The sequence below is a fragment of the Lentzea albida genome (assembly GCF_900111005.1).
Taxonomy (GTDB): Bacteria; Actinomycetota; Actinomycetes; order Mycobacteriales; family Pseudonocardiaceae; genus Lentzea; species Lentzea albida.
Genome location: NZ_FOFV01000001.1, coordinates 313,207 through 329,792, shown reverse-complemented (window position 1 = coordinate 329,792; position 16,586 = coordinate 313,207). Strand labels below are relative to the sequence as shown.

General features: G+C 69.4%; 16 protein-coding genes. 4 read left to right on the top strand and 12 right to left on the bottom strand.

Features of this window, described 5'->3' with window-relative positions:
* Positions 1–12: 12 nt before the first annotated feature.
* The 6 genes from BMY74_RS01680 to ftsH are packed head-to-tail and all read right to left on the bottom strand — an operon-like array spanning position 13 to position 5,007.
* Entirely contained in the window at positions 13–480 is a 468-nt protein-coding gene (locus BMY74_RS01680) for a DUF3180 domain-containing protein (RefSeq protein ID WP_089908298.1), read from the bottom strand.
* Positions 477–971: a 2-amino-4-hydroxy-6-hydroxymethyldihydropteridine diphosphokinase gene (gene folK, locus BMY74_RS01675; protein ID WP_089908295.1), complete on the bottom strand. Its 495-nt coding sequence runs from the start codon at positions 969–971 to the stop codon at positions 477–479. The genes BMY74_RS01680 and folK overlap by 4 nt, the downstream gene beginning before the upstream one ends.
* Positions 968–1,360, bottom strand: coding sequence for a dihydroneopterin aldolase (gene folB, locus BMY74_RS01670; protein ID WP_089908294.1), 393 nt, complete (start codon positions 1,358–1,360; stop codon positions 968–970). Before folB ends, folK begins: the two co-directional genes overlap by 4 nt.
* A complete protein-coding gene (folP, locus tag BMY74_RS01665; RefSeq protein ID WP_089908293.1) occupies positions 1,353–2,138 on the bottom strand; it encodes a dihydropteroate synthase in 786 nt (261 codons plus the stop codon). The genes folB and folP overlap by 8 nt, the downstream gene beginning before the upstream one ends.
* Before the next feature lie 32 nt (positions 2,139–2,170).
* Complete coding sequence (gene folE / locus BMY74_RS01660) at positions 2,171–2,818, bottom strand: GTP cyclohydrolase I FolE (RefSeq protein ID WP_089908290.1); 648 nt, start codon at positions 2,816–2,818, stop codon at positions 2,171–2,173.
* On the bottom strand, positions 2,815–5,007 hold the full coding sequence (gene ftsH, locus BMY74_RS01655) for an ATP-dependent zinc metalloprotease FtsH (RefSeq protein ID WP_089908288.1): 2,193 nt from the start codon (positions 5,005–5,007) through the stop codon (positions 2,815–2,817). The genes folE and ftsH overlap by 4 nt, the downstream gene beginning before the upstream one ends.
* Positions 5,008–5,335: 328 nt before the next feature.
* Between ftsH and BMY74_RS01650 the strand changes: the two genes are divergently transcribed.
* Positions 5,336–7,033 (top strand): substrate-binding domain-containing protein, encoded by a 1,698-nt coding sequence (locus tag BMY74_RS01650; protein ID WP_089908286.1) that lies wholly within the window; start codon positions 5,336–5,338, stop codon positions 7,031–7,033.
* 630 nt (positions 7,034–7,663) lie between these two features.
* On the opposite strand, the gene hpt is transcribed toward BMY74_RS01650, so the two are convergent.
* Genes hpt through dacB form a run of 4 tightly spaced genes read right to left on the bottom strand, consistent with a single transcriptional unit; the run spans position 7,664 to position 12,282 of the window.
* Positions 7,664–8,212, bottom strand: a complete 549-nt coding sequence (gene hpt / locus BMY74_RS01645) for a hypoxanthine phosphoribosyltransferase (RefSeq protein ID WP_089908282.1) — start codon at positions 8,210–8,212, stop codon at positions 7,664–7,666.
* A 17-nt stretch (positions 8,213–8,229) separates the two neighbouring features.
* Positions 8,230–9,141, bottom strand: coding sequence for a tRNA lysidine(34) synthetase TilS (gene tilS / locus BMY74_RS01640; protein ID WP_089908280.1), 912 nt, complete (start codon positions 9,139–9,141; stop codon positions 8,230–8,232).
* Entirely contained in the window at positions 9,138–10,181 is a 1,044-nt protein-coding gene (locus BMY74_RS01635) for a zinc-dependent metalloprotease (RefSeq protein WP_089908278.1), read from the bottom strand. The genes tilS and BMY74_RS01635 overlap by 4 nt, the downstream gene beginning before the upstream one ends.
* A 28-nt stretch (positions 10,182–10,209) precedes the next feature.
* A complete protein-coding gene (dacB, locus tag BMY74_RS01630; RefSeq protein ID WP_089908275.1) occupies positions 10,210–12,282 on the bottom strand; it encodes a D-alanyl-D-alanine carboxypeptidase/D-alanyl-D-alanine endopeptidase in 2,073 nt (690 codons plus the stop codon).
* A gap of 124 nt (positions 12,283–12,406) precedes the next feature.
* Between dacB and BMY74_RS01625 the strand changes: the two genes are divergently transcribed.
* Complete coding sequence (locus tag BMY74_RS01625; RefSeq protein WP_089908272.1) at positions 12,407–12,913, top strand: inorganic diphosphatase; 507 nt, start codon at positions 12,407–12,409, stop codon at positions 12,911–12,913.
* Between the two features lie 56 nt (positions 12,914–12,969).
* On the opposite strand, the gene BMY74_RS01620 is transcribed toward BMY74_RS01625, so the two are convergent.
* Together BMY74_RS01620 and BMY74_RS01615 are read right to left on the bottom strand one after the other, a co-directional pair.
* The gene (locus tag BMY74_RS01620; protein WP_089908269.1) at positions 12,970–14,604 is read right to left on the bottom strand and encodes an MDR family MFS transporter; all 1,635 of its coding nucleotides are present in this window, start codon (positions 14,602–14,604) and stop codon (positions 12,970–12,972) included.
* A gap of 3 nt (positions 14,605–14,607) precedes the next feature.
* The gene (locus BMY74_RS01615; RefSeq protein WP_089908266.1) at positions 14,608–15,135 is read right to left on the bottom strand and encodes a MarR family winged helix-turn-helix transcriptional regulator; all 528 of its coding nucleotides are present in this window, start codon (positions 15,133–15,135) and stop codon (positions 14,608–14,610) included.
* A gap of 175 nt (positions 15,136–15,310) precedes the next feature.
* On the opposite strand from BMY74_RS01615, the gene BMY74_RS01610 reads away from it, so the two are divergent.
* Entirely contained in the window at positions 15,311–15,763 is a 453-nt protein-coding gene (locus tag BMY74_RS01610; protein ID WP_089908264.1) for a DUF4442 domain-containing protein, read from the top strand.
* Between the two features lie 118 nt (positions 15,764–15,881).
* Positions 15,882–16,577 (top strand): excalibur calcium-binding domain-containing protein, encoded by a 696-nt coding sequence (locus BMY74_RS01605; protein WP_177229528.1) that lies wholly within the window; start codon positions 15,882–15,884, stop codon positions 16,575–16,577.
* Positions 16,578–16,586: the final 9 nt, after the last annotated feature.

Below are 16,586 nucleotides of genomic sequence, written 5' to 3'. Positions count from 1 at the left end.
TGCGACTGAGACCTACGGCCGGGTATCTATCTCGTTTCCGGAACGCTCGTTGGGCGTTTTGCAGCAGTGCTCGAGCCACAGCGCGGCAGCCGTCAGAGCGGCCGCCGAGAGCACCCCGACAACCGCTGCCACCAGGTCGTTCGAGGCCGCCGGGAACGAGTCGCGGACGGGGATCACGAAGATCAACACACCGGTCCAGACACCGAACATCAAAGCGCCCAAAACCGACGAAGCCTTCGCCAACGCGACGGCTCGGGCGGCCGTCAGGGGCTGCACCGGACGCGCTCCCGCACGCCGCTGGATCCTGGCCCGCAACGAGAAGGCGAGCACGACCTCCACGACCGCGATGACGAACAACGTCGACCCGGCCAGCACGGGCAGTGGCGGCAACGTGTCGTAGGCGAGCCGCAGCAGCAGATGGGCCAGCAGCGCGGCGATGATCGCGACGGCCGCCAGGTCGCGGGGACGGGTGAACCTCACGCGTCCATCCAACCCGAAAGCACGAGATCGTCACGCCGCCGCACGCCCTCGGCCGAGAACTCCAGGCCCGCAACGGGTCCGTGCCCCGGCAGCACGGCATCAGGCTCGACGTCGAGCCACGGGATGAGCACTGTCGCGCGCTCAAACGCCCCAGGATGCGGCAGGAGCAGCTCCGGGTGGTCCGAGGTCACCCCGTCCACCGAAACCACGTCCACGTCCAACGTGCGCGGTCCCCAGCGCTTCTCCCGCACGCGTCCGGCGGCGTTCTCGAGCGCCTGGCCGCGACGGAGCCAGCCCCACTCGTCGACGTCGTCCGCGGACACGATCACGATGGCGTTCAGGAAGTCCGGCTGGTCCTCGACGCCCCACGCCGCCGTCTCGTACACCGGCGAAACGGCGATCACGTTGGGGCGCAACCCGTCCACCACCGACTGCAGGAAGGCGAACCGGTCACCGAGGTTCGAGCCGATCGAGAGGACCGCGCGGCTCAAGGCTTTTCCTTGGGCAGCGGGGCGGCGAGCCGGCGCGAACGGCGGATCGTCACCGACACGTCGTCGAACGTCAGCGGGATCGGCGCGGACGGCTTGTGCACCGTCACCTCGGCCGCGTGCAGCCGCGTGTCCGCCATCGCGGCGTCGGCGATCTTGCCCGCCACCGTCTCGATGAGGTCGTACGGTTCACCACCGACGATCGCCGCGGCCATCTCGGCGAGCTCGCCGTAGTGGTACGTCTCGCGGAGGTCGTCGGTGCGCGACGCCGACGACAGGTCGAGCCACAGCGTGATGTCGACGACGAACTCCTGCCCGTCGCGCTTCTCGTGCTCGAACACCCCGTGGTGGCCGCGCACCCGCAGGCCCGTCAACGCGATCCGGTCAGCCATGTCCCCGCCTCCAAGCACCGGCGACGGCGACCGCGTCCAGCGTCCGGTCGACGTCGTGCACCCGCACACCCCACGCTCCGTTGAACGCGGCCAGAGTGGACACCGCCGCGGTCGCGTCCTCCCTGCCGTCCGGTGGACGACCGCCGAGCAACGTGCCGAGGAAGCGCTTGCGCGACGCCCCCACCAGCACCGGGAAGCCCAGCTCGACCAGTTCGTCCAGGCGCTGCAACAACTCCCAGTTGTGGTCGCCCAGTTTCGCGAAGCCCAGGCCGGGGTCGAGCACGATCGACGACTCGGCGACACCGGCGGCCAGCGCGGCCTCGACGCGCTCCAGCAACTCGCTGCGCACGTCCGTCACCACGTCGTCGTACGTCGCCAACGCGTCCATCTCCGTGCTGTGCCCACGCCAGTGCATGAGCACGTACGGAACTCCGGCCGCGGCGACGACAGCGGCCATCTCGGGGTCGGCGAGGCCACCGGACACGTCGTTCACGATCGACGCGCCCGCCTCCAGCGCCGCCGCCGCGACGGAGGCCCGCATGGTGTCGACGCTGACCGGCACCTGCTCGGCGACCAGGGCGCGGATGACCGGCACGATGCGTGCGATCTCCTCGGCCGGGTCGACGCGCTCGGCGCCGGGACGGGTGGACTCGCCGCCGACGTCGATCACGTCCGCGCCGCGCTTGAACATCTCGACGCCGTGCGCCACCGCGTCCCGCCGGTCGATGTACCGGCCGCCGTCGGAGAACGAGTCGGGCGTCACGTTCAGCACGCCCATCACGACACAGCGGCCGGGACGAGGCAGTCCGTTCACCTCGTCCGGCCCCTGATCAGCTCGATCGCCTCCGCCCGCGTCGAGGCGGACGTGCGCAGCAACCCGCGCACGGCCGACGTCGTCGTGCGCGAGCCGGGCTTGCGCACACCGCGCATGCCCATGCAGAGGTGCTCGGCCTCCATCACGACGATCACGCCGCGCGGTTCGAGCTTGCGCACCAACGCGTCCGCGACCTGCGACGTCAGCCGCTCCTGCACCTGCGGCCGCTTCGAGTAGAGGTCGACGAGCCTCGCGAGCTTCGACAGCCCCGTGACCCGTCCCTGCTCGTTCGGGATGTACCCGACGTGCGCCACGCCGTGGAACGGCAGCAGGTGGTGCTCGCAGAAGCTGAACATCGGGATGTCGGTGACGAGGACGAGCTCCTCGTGGCTCTCGTCGAACGTCTTCGCCAGCACGCTGTCCGCGTCGGTGTACAGACCGGCGAACAACTCCCGGTAGGCACGCGCCACCCGTGCGGGTGTCTCGCGCAACCCCTCCCGGTCAGGATCTTCACCGCACGCGAGCAGCAACTCACGCACCGCAGCCTCGGCCCGCGCCTGGTCGAAGACCCGCCGCGCGGAGACGCCGGCCTCCCCGTTGTGGGTGAGGCCGGCGTCTCCGTCGAGCTGTTGTTGCTCCGTCACTGCCGCTCGTCCTGGTCCGGCTGCGGCTTCTTCGGCTCCCAGACGTTGTGCGGCTTGCCGCCGGGCACGGTCGCCGGGGTCCATCCGGGCGGGGCGCCGTAGTTCGGCGGACCCGACTGGTTCGAGGGCTGACCGGGCTGGTGCACGCCGTTCGAGCCGTTGGCCGAGGGCAGCTGCTCGGTGGCCGGTTCCGCGGTGGCGGGACCGTCCTCCTGCTTCAGCTCCTCCTCGAGCGCGTCCTCGACGACGGGCGGCCACGGCTCGCCGCGCTCCTTGGCGAGCTCGCCGGGAGTCTTGACCGGCGGGATGTCGGACGGCGTGCGGTCACCGAAGTCGTTGAACTGGGTGATGCGCGGCCGCTTCTCGACGCGGGCGAAGATCCGCTCCAGGTCCTTCTGGTGCAGGGTCTCCTTGTCGATCAGCTCGAGCGTGAGGTCGTCGAGGACGTCGCGGTAGGTGTTGAGCACCTCGTACGCCTCGGTGTGCGCGGCCTCGATGAGCTTGCGCACCTCCTCGTCGATCTCGTGCGCGACCTCCAGCGAGTAGTCCGCCTGGCGGCCGGCCGAGCGACCGAGGAACGGCTCGCCCTGCTCCTGCCCGTACTTCACGGCGCCGAGCTTCGCGCTCATGCCGTACTCGGTGACCATCGCGCGGGCGATCTTCGTCGCCTGCTCGATGTCGTTGGACGCACCCGTCGTGGGCTCGTGGAAGACGAGCTCCTCGGCGGAACGGCCACCCAGTGCGAACACCAGTCGCGCGATCATCTCGGACCTGGTCATCAGGTCCTTGTCCTCTTCCGGCACCGAAAGGGTGTGACCACCCGTGCGGCCGCGGGCGAGGATCGTGACCTTGTAGACCGGGTCGATGTCCGGCATCGCCCACGCGGCCAGGGCGTGCCCGGCCTCGTGGTACGCGGTGATCTTCTTCTCCTTCTCGGAGATGATCCGGCTCTTGCGGGCCGGACCGCCGATCACGCGGTCCACCGACTCCTCCAGCGCGGCACCCGTGATGGTGTGGCCGTTCTGGCGGGCGGTGAGCAGCGCGGCCTCGTTGATGACGTTCGCGAGGTCGGCGCCGGAGAACCCGACGGTGCGCTTCGCGAGGCCGTCGATGTCGGCGTCCGCGGCGAGCGGCTTGCCCTTCGAGTGCACGCGCAGGATCTGCTTGCGGCCCTTCAGGTCCGGTGCGGACACCGGGATCTGGCGGTCGAAGCGCCCGGGGCGCAGCAGGGCCGGGTCGAGGATGTCGGGGCGGTTCGTCGCCGCGATCAGGATGATCCCGCCGCGCGAGTCGAACCCGTCCATCTCGACGAGCAGCTGGTTCAGCGTCTGCTCGCGCTCGTCGTGACCGCCGCCGAGACCGGCACCGCGGTGGCGGCCCACCGCGTCGATCTCGTCGACGAAGATGATGCACGGCGCGTTCTGCTTGGCCTGCTCGAACAGGTCGCGCACACGCGAGGCACCGACACCGACGAACATCTCGACGAAGTCCGAGCCGGAGATCGAGTAGAACGGCACGCCCGCCTCACCGGCGACGGCCCTGGCGAGCAGCGTCTTACCGGTTCCCGGCGGACCGTAGAGCAGCACGCCCTTCGGGATCTTGGCGCCGAGCGCCTGGTAGCGGCCGGGGTTCTGGAGGAAGTCCTTGATCTCTTCCAGTTCCTCGACGGCCTCTTCGGCACCGGCGACGTCGGCGAACGTCGTCTTGGGCATGTCCTTGGAGAGCTGCTTGGCCTTGGACTTGCCGAAGTTCAGGACGCGGTTGCCGCCGCCCTGGGCGTTGTTCATCATCCACATGAGCAGCAGCAACAGCAGGCCGAGCGGCACGAGGTAGATCAAGATCTGCATCAGGATGGACTCCTGGCTGACCTTGGTCTCGACGGTCGGCTTGTTGCCGGCCTGGTCGAGGACGTTGAAGATCTCGTCCGTCGAGCTGGCCGGGAACTGCGTGATCAGGCGGTTGCTGCCCTCGAAGGTCGTGCCGTCGGTGAGGGTGAGCCGGAGACGCTGCTCCTTGTCCTCGATCGTGGCTTCCTTGACCTTGCCGTCCCGCACCTGTTGGAGTGCTTGGGAGGTCTTGACCTGGTGATAACCCCGTGAGTCGTCGAAGAGCACGGTGAAGACGAAGTAGAGCAGCAACACCGCAGCGATCCACAGCAGCGGGTTGCGAAGCAGGCGCTTGCGGTCCATGCACTTACGGCCGGCGGGCGGCCTCGACCCTCCCTGACTTGCGCGTCGGGCAGTGGAAGACCCACATACCGCGTCCGACCAGCCTACCGCTCGCTGGCCGGGTACTGAGCAACCAACGGGCGAGGCCCACCTGTGGTTCCCACTGGTGACCCCCGCCACGCACGTTCACGCACTTTGGTTCATCCGGAACAAATACCGCCAGGCAGACGAGTGACGCAGGTCACGCCGTCTCAGTACGTTTGGCGGTCACATGTCATCCTCATGCATTCCCCCGAGTGTTCCCCCGCCACTCGAAAGAGTGAACACGTGACCGAAGGTAAGTAACTGTATGTCAGCACGTCATACGTCCCCCGGCTTGTTCCGGCGGGTCGCCCTCCCCGTGGGCGCCCTGCTCGGGGTCGTCGCGGCGGCGGGCGTCACGGTCGTGGCCCTGCGCGTCACCAGCGGCGCGGACTGCTCAGGCGCACTGCCGTTGAAGGTCGCCGTCACCCCCGCCGCGCTCGACGTGGTGAACGCGGCGGCGCAGGACTACCAGCGGTCACAACCGGTCGTGCGCGGTCGATGCGTCCAGGTCACGGTCGAGTCGCGCAACGCGGCGGACGTGGCGAACGAACTCCCGACCGCGCAGATCAACCCCCACTCGCTGTGGATCCCCGACTCGTCGATGTGGGCGGCCGAGGCGCAGCGCCAGGCCGCCGAGACCGGCCCCGAGGCGCCGAAGCTGGACATCAAGCCCTCCCTGGCGTCCAGCCCGCTCGTGATGGCCGGGTCCCAGCAGGCGATGTCGAAGATCGGCTTCCCGGTCACGCCCGTTTCGTGGTCGAAGGTCGTCGACCCGAAGGTCCAGATCTCCATGAGCGACCCGACGATGACGTCGGAGGGCCTCGCCTCGCTGTTCGTGATCCGAACCCTGCTGGGCAACGCCGACGGCACGCCCAAGCCGGAACTCGTCGGAACCCTGCTGCGCGTGGGCCGCAGCGCCGTCCCGTCGGTGCGCGACGCGTTCGGCAAGGTCACCACGGACGCCGGCAAGGCACCGCTGTTCGCCGCGACCGAGCAGTCCGTCGTGTCGAACAACCGCACGATGAAGGACAACGCCGTCCTGGGCGCCCCGCCCAAGGAGGGCACGCTCTCGTTCGACTACCCGCTGGTCCGCGTCTCCCGCCCGAACGAGCCCGAGGGCGTCGGCGAGGCGGCGGCGGAGTTCGAGAAGGTCCTGCGCTCGAACGACACCTCGAAGCGCTTCGGCGAGGCGGGCTTCCGCACCGTGAACGGCGCCGCCCCCGCCAAGTGGACGACCGACGTCGAGGGCGTCCAGGCGGGCGACGTGAAGCTGATCGAGACCCCGAACGCCGACCAGGTCTCCGAACTCCTGCGCACCTGGGGCGCCATCAGCCTCGACATGCGCATGCTGACCGTCATCGACGTCTCCGGCTCGATGATCGAGAAGAGCGGCAACGGCAAGACCCGCGTCGAGGCGGCCACCGAGGCCTCGATGACCGCCTTGTCGATGCTCCCGGACACCACGGCCATCGGGCTCTGGGCCTTCTCCACCGACAAGAAGCCTCCGAACGACTGGATCGAACTGGTCCCGATAGGGCCTCTGGGCGAACCCCTGGCAGGCGTCACCCGACGCAAGCGCCTGGAGGCGGGCGCCTCCCAGCTGCCCGGCCTGGTGGGTGGCGGCACGGCGCTGAACGACACGACCCTGGCGGCGTTCCGCCACGTCCTGCAGGGCTACGACCCGGCCAAGGTGAACTCCGTCGTCCTCATGACCGACGGCCGCAACGACGACATCTCGTCGATCGACACCGGCGCCCTGATCGAAACCCTGAAGCGCGAGGCGGACCCGGCCAAGCCGGTGCCGATCATCATGGTCGGCCTCGGCGACGAGGTGGACATGGACGCGCTCCGCGCGATCTCGGCGGCCACGGGCGGCAAGGCGTACCAGGCGCCGAACCCGGAGGACATCCGCGGCGTGCTGCTGGACGCGGTGTCGCAGCGGCGGTGCCGCCCGAACTGCTGACCCGGGTGGTGCGAGACCTGACGCCGGGCTTCCCATGGGGGCCCGGCGTTTTGCGTGTGCGGGGCGAACGCACCCGCCAACGCGAGGCGGCCTCGGGTGCAGGCCAGGCGCGTGGTGCCACCCGCACTCGCCCTCGCGATGCGACCTGCACGCAGGCTTGGCGCGGTGTCAGCCGCAGCCGACACCGCAGGGCGACCACGCACGCAGACCTGGCGCGTGGTGCCAAACGCACTCGCCCACGCAAGGTGACTCGCACGCAGGCTGGCGCGTGGTGCCAACCGGACAGCCGACGGCGTAAGCCAACCACGCATCCAGCCTGGTGTGGCGATGCGTAGCGAGCCGTCCGAACTATGACGCGATGGGAGCCGGTGCACGCCCGCATTGGCGATTGGGGCTTTACCTTGAGGGGGCGGGGTGCTACCCCTCTGGGCACGGCCGGGCGCTTTTCAGTCCGGCCTTTTCCGGCCGTCACAGCACCCCGCCAGAGGCTCAAGGTCAAGCCCCAATCGCACCCCAAAAATCGTCAAGACCTGCGAGACCACCCTCGCAAAGCGACCCGACCCCAGGAACGCGACCACCCGCCAAACGCAGAACGGGGGCGCGCCAGCGCCCCCGTCCACGAACAAACTCTCAGCTCGAATAGACCTTCGGGTCCAACGTGCCGATGTAGGGCAGATCCCGGTACCGCTCCGCGTAGTCCAGCCCGTACCCCACGACGAACTCGTTGGGGATGTCGAACCCGACGTACTTGACCGGCACCTCGACCTTCACCGCGTCGGGCTTGCGCAGCAACGTGCACACCTGCAACGACCGCGGCTTGCGCGACTGCAGGTTCTTCAACAACCAGGACAACGTCAACCCGGAGTCGATGATGTCCTCGACGATCACCACGTTGCGGTCGGCGATGTCGCGGTCCAGGTCCTTCAGGATCCGCACCACGCCCGAGGACGAGGTCGAGGACCCGTAGGACGAGACGGCCATGAACTCCAACTGCACCGGAACTGGCAAAGCGCGGGCAAGGTCGGCCATGAACATCACAGCGCCCTTGAGCACGGTGATCAGCACGAGGTCGGAGTCACCTTCGGGGTGATCATCCGCGACCTGCTTGGCGAGTTCGGTGACCTTGTCGCTGATCTCCTGCTCGGTGATGAGCACGGATGCGATGTCGCCGTCGTACACGGACAGGTCCCCTCTGCTTAAGACTGTGGTTCCACAACGAGCCTGCCATGCGCGCGCCGCACGACAAAGCCGCCGGGTAGCCAGACACCGCCCTGACCGCGCCATTCACTCACCAGTGCGTCAACACGTCGCAGGTGCGAATCGGACAGTTCAGGCACGCCCTCGTCCATCAGCCACGTTCTGACCACTCTCCGTCGAAGAGCGGCGGGCAGTTCGGCGATGTCGTCAACGGCACAGCAGTCGCCGGCGAAGGCTTCCGCGAGAGAGTCGAGTGCGTCACAGTCCTCGCGCAGCTGTGCTGCCGTGCGCGCCAACGAAGACGAGACGCCACCTTGCAGCACCGCTTCGAGCAACGGCATGACCTCGGATCTCAACCGCACGCGCGTGAACGACGGGTCGGAGTTGTGCGGGTCCTCCCACCACTCGATGCCCTGCTCCACGCACGCAGCACGCGTCACGGCCCGAGAGACGCCCAGCAATGGCCGTCCCCACGGCGCGTCGAACGGGCGCATGCCGGCGATCGAGCGCGGACCGGACCCGCGGCCCAGGCCCAGCAGCACCGTCTCGGCCTGGTCGTCCAGCGTGTGGCCGAGCAGCACGACGCCCGAAGCAGGCCTCAACGCCTCGTAGCGGGCGTTGCGCGCCGCCGCCTCGGGCCCGCCGGGTCCGGAGACCACGACGGGCTCCACGCGCGCCACGAGACCGAACGCGGAGCACTGGCCCGCCGCGCGCAACGCCACGTCGGCGGACCCCGGCTGCAGCTGGTGGTCGACGACCACGGCGGACGAGCCGGGCATCAGCCGGCCCACGCACGCGGCCAGTGCCAGGGAGTCGGCGCCGCCCGAGACCGCGACGGTCACCGCCTCCGGTTGGACGAGCTCCAGGAACCTGCGGACCGCCGTCCGGATCTCGGCGACCGGTCCGTTCACGGCGACACGCGGCGCAGCCAGCTCATCGGCTCGGCGATCTCGGCACGGGTCGGCAGCGTGTCGGCGGAGGTCCAGATGGCGTTGAAGCCGTCCATGCCCACGCGTTCCACGACGTACGAGGTGAACTGCGCGCCCTCCTCGTACTGGCGCACCTTCGCCTCCACGCCGAGCACCGTGCGCAGGATCCGGTCGAGCAGGCCGCCGCCCTTGCGCCGCGCGCTGAAGCGGGTGCGGATCGTCGCCACGGACGGCACGACCGAGGGGCCGACGGCGTCCATCACGTGGTCGGCGTGGCCTTCGAGCAAAGTGGACAGCGCGATCAGCCGGTCCAGCAGGACCTTCTGCTGCGGCGACTGGATGAGGTCGATCAGGCTCATCGGGCCGTCGCCCTCGCGCAGCTTCTGCCGGAAGTCGCGGATCACGTCGGTCAGCGGCGCGCGTTCTTCGTCCATTGAGGACAAGAGCGCGGTGACCTGGTCGGAGAAGTACTTGCGCAGCCACGGCACGCCGGTGAACTGCAGGCGGTGCGTGCACTCGTGCAGGCAGACCCACATGCGGAAGTCGTCGTCCGGCACGTCCAGGGCCTGTTGCGCGCCAACGATGTTCGGTGCGACGAGCAGCAACCGCCCGGCGAGCTGGTCGGTCGGGCTGAACGGGTCGTACTGGCCGAGCACGCGCGACGACAGGAACGCCATCACCACACCGGCCTGCACACCGGCCGTGCCCGCCAGAAGGCTCGCCATCGGCCCTGTCGGGCGCGGCATCGCGGGGCCTGTCAGCGCGGCGAGGCCCTGTGCGGCGGCCGCGACCCACGCAGGGCGGTCCACGACCTCGCCCGGCAGCAGCGGCAGCCCCTGACCGAGCGTGGTCAGCTCGCGGACGTGCACCTCCGCCTGGGGCGCGAGCTCGCGCAGTCTGCCGACGACGTGGTCAGCCTCGTCCTTGCCGATCACGGGCCCTGGCCGGACGAGTCGCACGGCGGTCGAAACCGCCAGCTCCCAGTCCACCGGGCCGAGCTCTGCCTCCGTCGCGCCGTTCACGCTTCCGACGCTACCTGCGCACGGCCCGCTACGAACAGCCACAACCGCGCAACGCAGCGGCCATCACGTCGAGCGCGGGCCGGACCTCGGTCTCCGGGTTGCGGTCGCTCGCGGACATGAACGAGAACACGAGCACCCGTCCGTCCACGTCGACGACCACGCCGGCGAGGGCGTTGACGCCGGTGAGCGTGCCGGTCTTGGCCCGCACCCAGCCCTTGCCCTGCGCCGCCGAGCCCGTGTAGCGGCCGGCGAGGGTGCCGCTGCCGCCCGCGACCGGCAGCGCCGTCAGCAACGGCCGCAGCTTCGCGGTGCGCGGGTCGTCCAGCGTGGGCTCGGCCGCCGCGGTGAGCACGTCGGTGAGCAGCTTGGCCGGGATCTTGTTCGACGCGGACAGCCCGCTGCCGTCCACGAAGCTCGCCCCGGTGAGGTCGAACCCGTTCTTGGTCAGCACGTCCCGCACGGCCTTCACGCCGCCCGCGAACGACGGCTCGTTGCCGGTCTTGATCGCGATCTCGCGGGCGACGGCCTCGGTCAGGACGTTGTCCGAGATCTGCATCATGTTGTCGACGAGCTGCTCGACGGGCGCCGACTTGACCTCGCCGAGCACCTGCGCGCCCTGCGGGGCCGAGCCCGCCGTGGCTCCCGGGGCACCGACGCGCTGTGCGAACGCGTCCGCCGCCGCCTGAGCGGGACTACCGGTGCGCACGCCGTTGACGTTGGCCTGGTCGACCCGGCCGCCGTCGAGCATGAACGGCACGATCGGCGCGACCGAACCGCCCGCGATGTCCGCCGACTCCCACTGCGGGCCGAGCGGCTCGCCCACGTACCGGCTGAGGTCGAACTGGACCTTCGTGACCGGCCCCTTGGCCTTGACCTGGTTCACCAGGTCGTCGAGCGTCGCGGCGCCGGGGTAGACCGACCTGCCGGGCGCGCCGGAGAGCGTCGGGTCGCCACCGCCGACGATCACCACCGTCCCGGGCTCCGCGCCCTGGACGACCTTGGTGCTCAGCTGATCGGTCTTCTCGAGGCTCAGCAGGGCCGCGGCCGCCGTGAGGATCTTGAGGCTCGACGCCGGGGTCGCGGGCGTGGTGTCGCCCCGCTGCCACAGCGCGGCACCGCTGGCCGGGTCGATGACGCTGCCGGTGAGCGTGCCCAGCGCGCCGTTGCCCGCGGGTCCGGCGAGCGCCTGCTGCACACCTGCCGCCGTCGGCGCCGGGCCACCCGCGGTGACGGCCTTGACCAGCGGCTGGACGGCGGCCGGCGGGGCGGGCGGCCTGGTCTCGACCGCCGCCGTGCCGCCGAACTCGTTGACGGCGTAGACGGTGGCGCCGGCGAGGGCGGCGACGACCAGCAGGCTCAGCACCACGATGAGCGGCTTGCGGCTCTTCCCGGGCTCGTCGGTGGTGAGGCGGTCCTCGGGTTCCTCGTCGTAGCCGGTGACGGGGAGGTCCCGCGGCTCCTGGCGCGGCGGTTCCGGACGCGGTTCAGGACGCGACTCCTGGCGCGGTTCCGGACGCGACTCCTGACGCGGTTCAGGACGCGGCGGTGGCGGCACGGGCCGGGGCTGCTCGGGCCGTGGAGGTTCCTGGCGCGGCGGCGCCGCGGTCTGCAGCTGGTCGACGCGCTTGGTCGGCTCCGGTCGCGGGCCCTGCCGGTCCGGTCTCACCGGCTGGTCGAACCACGACTGGTCGCCGTCGGGCAGCTGGTCGACCCGCGCCGTCTTGGCGTGCGGGACGGACATCTCCGCGGTCCGCTGCTCCCCGTTCGGCTCGACGCGCACCGGGAGGGCCCGGGGTTGGCCGACTTCCGGAGCAATCGGGCCGTGAGACTTCCCACCGGGGTTTCCGCCCGCGTGCCCGTTCGAGACGGGCGGAGGTCCACCGGGAGCGCCGGAACCGGGCCGGGAACCGTTCGGAGCGGAACGAACGGGCGAGGACCGCAGCGGTTCCTGAGTGGACGGTGTCGCGAGCACGGCGGCGAGGGGGAACCGCATCGTCGGCTGGTCCACGGACGGGCGGCTGACCTGCACAGTCGGCTCGGAAGGGACGACTTCTGAATCGATGTCGTCGTCCTCGGTCGGCCACTGGGGGTCGTCCGGCACGGAGGCCTCCGTCAGTTCGGTACGGGCAATCTCACACCCACCAACCACCGCTCCGGTGAGGGTTGACAAGGCGTCGTGGTCCACACTAGTGGGCATCACGAATGGGCTACATGAGCGAGGACCAGTGGAATTCGACGTCCTGATCGAGATCCCCAAGGGCGTGCGCAACAAGTACGAGGTGGACCACAAGAGTGGCCGCATCCGCCTCGACCGCACGTTGTTCACGTCGACGCAGTACCCCGCCGACTACGGGTTCATCGAGAACACCCTGGGTGAGGACGGCGACCCGTTGGACGCCCTCGTCCTCGTCCAGGAGCCGACGTTCCCCGGCTGCCTGATCGCCGCTCGTGCGATCGGCATGTTCCGCATGACGGATGAGAAGGGCGGCGACGACAAGGTTCTGTGCGTCCCGGCCAACGACCCGCGCCACGAGCACCTGCGCGACATCCACCACCTGGCGGAGTTCGACCGCCTGGAGATCCAGCACTTCTTCGAGGTCTACAAGGACCTCGAGCCGGGCAAGAGCGTCGAGGGCGCGTCCTGGGTGGGCCGCACCGAGGCCGAGGCCGAGATCAAGCGCTCCTACCAGCGCCTGAAGGACGCCGAGGCACGCGGCGAGACGTTCCACTAAGCACGAAGAAAAGAGGGGCCGCCCGAAGGCGGCCCCTCTTTTTCGTTGGACGAACGTCAGACCGCGAGGGACTCCGCGTCCGCGACGCGCTCCAGGCCCGACCTGGTCGACAGCGGCTTCTCGCGCAGGAACCACACGAGGACGAACGCCGCGATCATCACGATGCCACCGGTCATGAAGACCGTGTCGATCGCGCTGGAGAACCCGTCGAGGAACGGCTTCGCGAGCACCGGGTCGAGGTGGTTGAGGAACTCGGTGTTGTTGATGTCCACACCGCTTCCGCTCTGCAGCGTCTTCGCGAACTCCGGGTTCTGGGCCAGCGCGGCCTTGAACGCGTCGGTCTGCGCCGCGGCCCGCAGGCCGTCCGCGATCTTGCCGCCGACCGTGCTGAACAGGATCGACAGGAACACCGCGGTGCCGACCGTGCCACCGATCTGGCGGAAGAACGTCGCCGAGGCGGTCGCCACGCCCATGTCACGGGGTTCGGCGTCGTTCTGGATCGCCAGCAGCAGCGTCTGCATGCACTGGCCGAGACCCGCGCCCATCAGGAACATGTAGATCATGACCTGCCAGGTCGGCGTGTCCGTGCCGATGGTGCTGAGCAGGAACAACGCGATCGCCATGAGCCCCGCACCGATGATCGGGAACACCTTGTAGCGCCCAGTCGTCGAGGTGACCTTGCCGGCGATGGCGGTGGCCGACATGATGCCGAACGTCATCGGCAGCAGCAGGAGACCCGCGACGGTCGGCGTGACGCCCTTGACGATCTGCAGGTACAGCGGGATGGAGACCATGCCGCCGAACATGCCGATGCCGAGCACGAAGTTGATCGTGTTGCCCAGCGCGAACGTGTGGTTGCGGAACATCCGCATCGGCAGCAGCGCCTCGTCGCCCATGCGGTTCTCGACCCACACGAACGCCACCAGGCCCAGCACGCCGATCACGTACATCGCGATCGAGAGACCCGAGCCCCAGCCCCACTCGCGGCCCTGTTCGGCCACGATCAGCAGCGGCACCAGGCCGACGGTCAGCGCGATGGCGCCACCGAAGTCGATGCGGTGGTTCACCCGCTGGTGCGGGATGTTCAGCACGCGGGCCACGACGAACAGCGCGAGCAGCGCGATCGGGACGTTCACGAGGAACACCCAGCGCCAGCCCGTCACGCCGAGGAACGAGTCCAGACCGGCGAACACGCCGCCGATGACCGGGCCGAGCACGCTGGCCGAGCCGAACACGGCCATGAAGTAGGCGGAGTACTTGCTGCGTTCACGCGGCGAGATGATGTCCGCCATGATCGCGAACGCGAGCGACATGAGACCACCGGCGCCGAGGCCCTGCACCGCGCGGAACGCGGCGAGCTCGTACATCGACGTCGCGATGCCGGAGAGCAGCGAGCCGGCCAGGAACAGCGTGATCGCCGCCAGGTACATCGGCTTGCGCCCGTAGATGTCCGACAGCTTGCCGTACAACGGGGTCGTGATGGTCGCGGTGATCAGGTAGGCGGTGGTCGCCCACGCCTGCAGCGTCTGCCCGTGCAGCTGGTCGGCGATGGTCTTCATGGCGCTGGCGACGATCATCTGGTCCAGCGCGGCGAGGAACATGCCCAGCAGCAGGCCGGACAGCACCGTCATGATCTGGCGATGCGTCAGGGAAACCCCTGGCGTGGGTGTCGCATCGGTTGTTGATGACATTTTCTAGTCTTCCCCTCCTGCGCGGGTCCCCGTCCCGCGGTCGGTCAAGTACGACGGAACAGTGCGCTCGTAGTCCTGCACGAAGCGCTCGAACAGCTCCGCGAAAAGCTTGAATTCCTCTTCCGGCCACTCGGCGAACATCAGCTCGATGGCCTCGTTGCGCTGCCGGCGCCGGTTCTTGATCAGCGTCCGTCCCGCCTCGGTCACCGCGAGAACGCTCGCCCTGCCGTCCGCCGGATCGGCGTGCCTCTCCACGAGCCCGTCCTTGACCAGCGCGGCGACCTGCCTGCTGACCGTCGACGGGTCGGAGAGCACCGCCTCCGCCAGCGCACTCGAGCGGCACTCACCGAGACCGGAGAGCGTCGCGAGGAGCACGAAAGCGGACTTGTCCATGCCCTGCTTCGCCATCTGGTGGCTCATCTGGGCGTGCATCTTGTTCAGGCGCACCATGGCCATCCCGACCCGGTCCGCGAGCTCGTGCTCGGGATCGAAGGCCCAGGCGTTGTTCGTGCACCTGCCCGGATCGACCATCTGCCACCTCGTTGCTTGTATCACCCAACTAGTTGCTCGCTACAAGCATCCATCTCGGTCCAGTGGATTGCAAGTGAGTTTCAGGTCTCACTCCACCGCGGAGTGGTACGTGCGCGGCAGGTAGTTGTTACCGACGGGTAGCAGGTCGGGTTACCCGCCGGTAGCATCCGGTCCCATGAGCCAAGACGTGTCGTTCGTGGCCGACGCCATGAAGCAGGCGGTGCCGTACGTGAAGACCACCGGCATCGAGTTCGAGGAGGTCTCCGCCGGCCGCGTCGTCGCGTCGCTGCCGGACGAGCCGACGCTGCACAACCACATCGGCGGCCCGCACGCCGCGATGATGTTCGGCCTCGGCGAGTCCGCGTCCGGCGCCGTCGTGATGGCCGCGTTCGCCGCCCACCTCGGCAAGGCCACGCCTCTCGCCGTCCGCGCGGACATCTCCTACAAGAAGATCGCGATGGGCGTGCTGCGCGCGGAGGCCGTGCTGGGCCGCTCCGCGGACGAGGTCTTGGCCGAGCTGGAGTCGGGCACGCGGCCCGAGTTCCCCGTCACCATCACGATCACCAACGCCGAGGGCGTGACCACCGGTGAGATGGTGGTCGTCTGGACGCTCAAGCCCGCACGCTGAACTGGGCATCTCCGTATTTCGGTTCGACATCCCGGTGAACCGATCCGACCGAAATACGTAACCTTGGCCACACCCCGTCCCGACGGCAGTATGCAGGGCTATGTCGGGGTGGAGATCTGTGGGCGGAATCGTGCTGGTCCTGTTCACCGCGGGGTGCGCCACGCAGGTGCAGCAGTCGAGGCCGGTGGCGGTCGAGAAGCCGGCCGAGGACACACCGGTGACGTCGTCGGCGTCGGCGACCGTTCCGCCGGCCCAGCTCGGGATCAGCGTGACGTCGATCGTCGACGGCCGCGCCGTGATGCTCTCCGACGGGTCGAAGGCGGAGGTCAGCGGCCTCGCCCAGCCGGGACCGTGCTGGGCGGAGGCCGCCGGGAAGTTCGCGGCGGCGATGCTGCTCAACCAGCAGGTGCGCTACGACAGGACCACCGGCGCGCTCAGCCTCGCCGACGGCACGGACTACGCGTTGCTCGCGCTGGGCAACGGCGCCGGCCGCACCGCGGGCACCCCGACGCCCGCGCAGAAGGAGGCGGAAGGCGCCGCGCAGCGCGTTCCGATGGGCCTGTGGGGAGCGCCCTGCGGCGGCAAGGAGACCCTCGAGACGTCGGCCCCGCCTCCCCCGCCGCCGGTCACGACCACGACGAAGCCGAAGCCCGCCACCACGACGCCCAAGCCGAAGACCGTCTTCTACGCGAGTTGCAACGACGTGGTCCGCGCCGGCAAGGCGCCGCTCTACTGGGGCCAGCCCGGCTACCGCGTCGAGCTCGACGAGAACCGCAACGGCATCGCCTGCGAGTCCCGGTACGGCTACCGGTGACCCAATAGC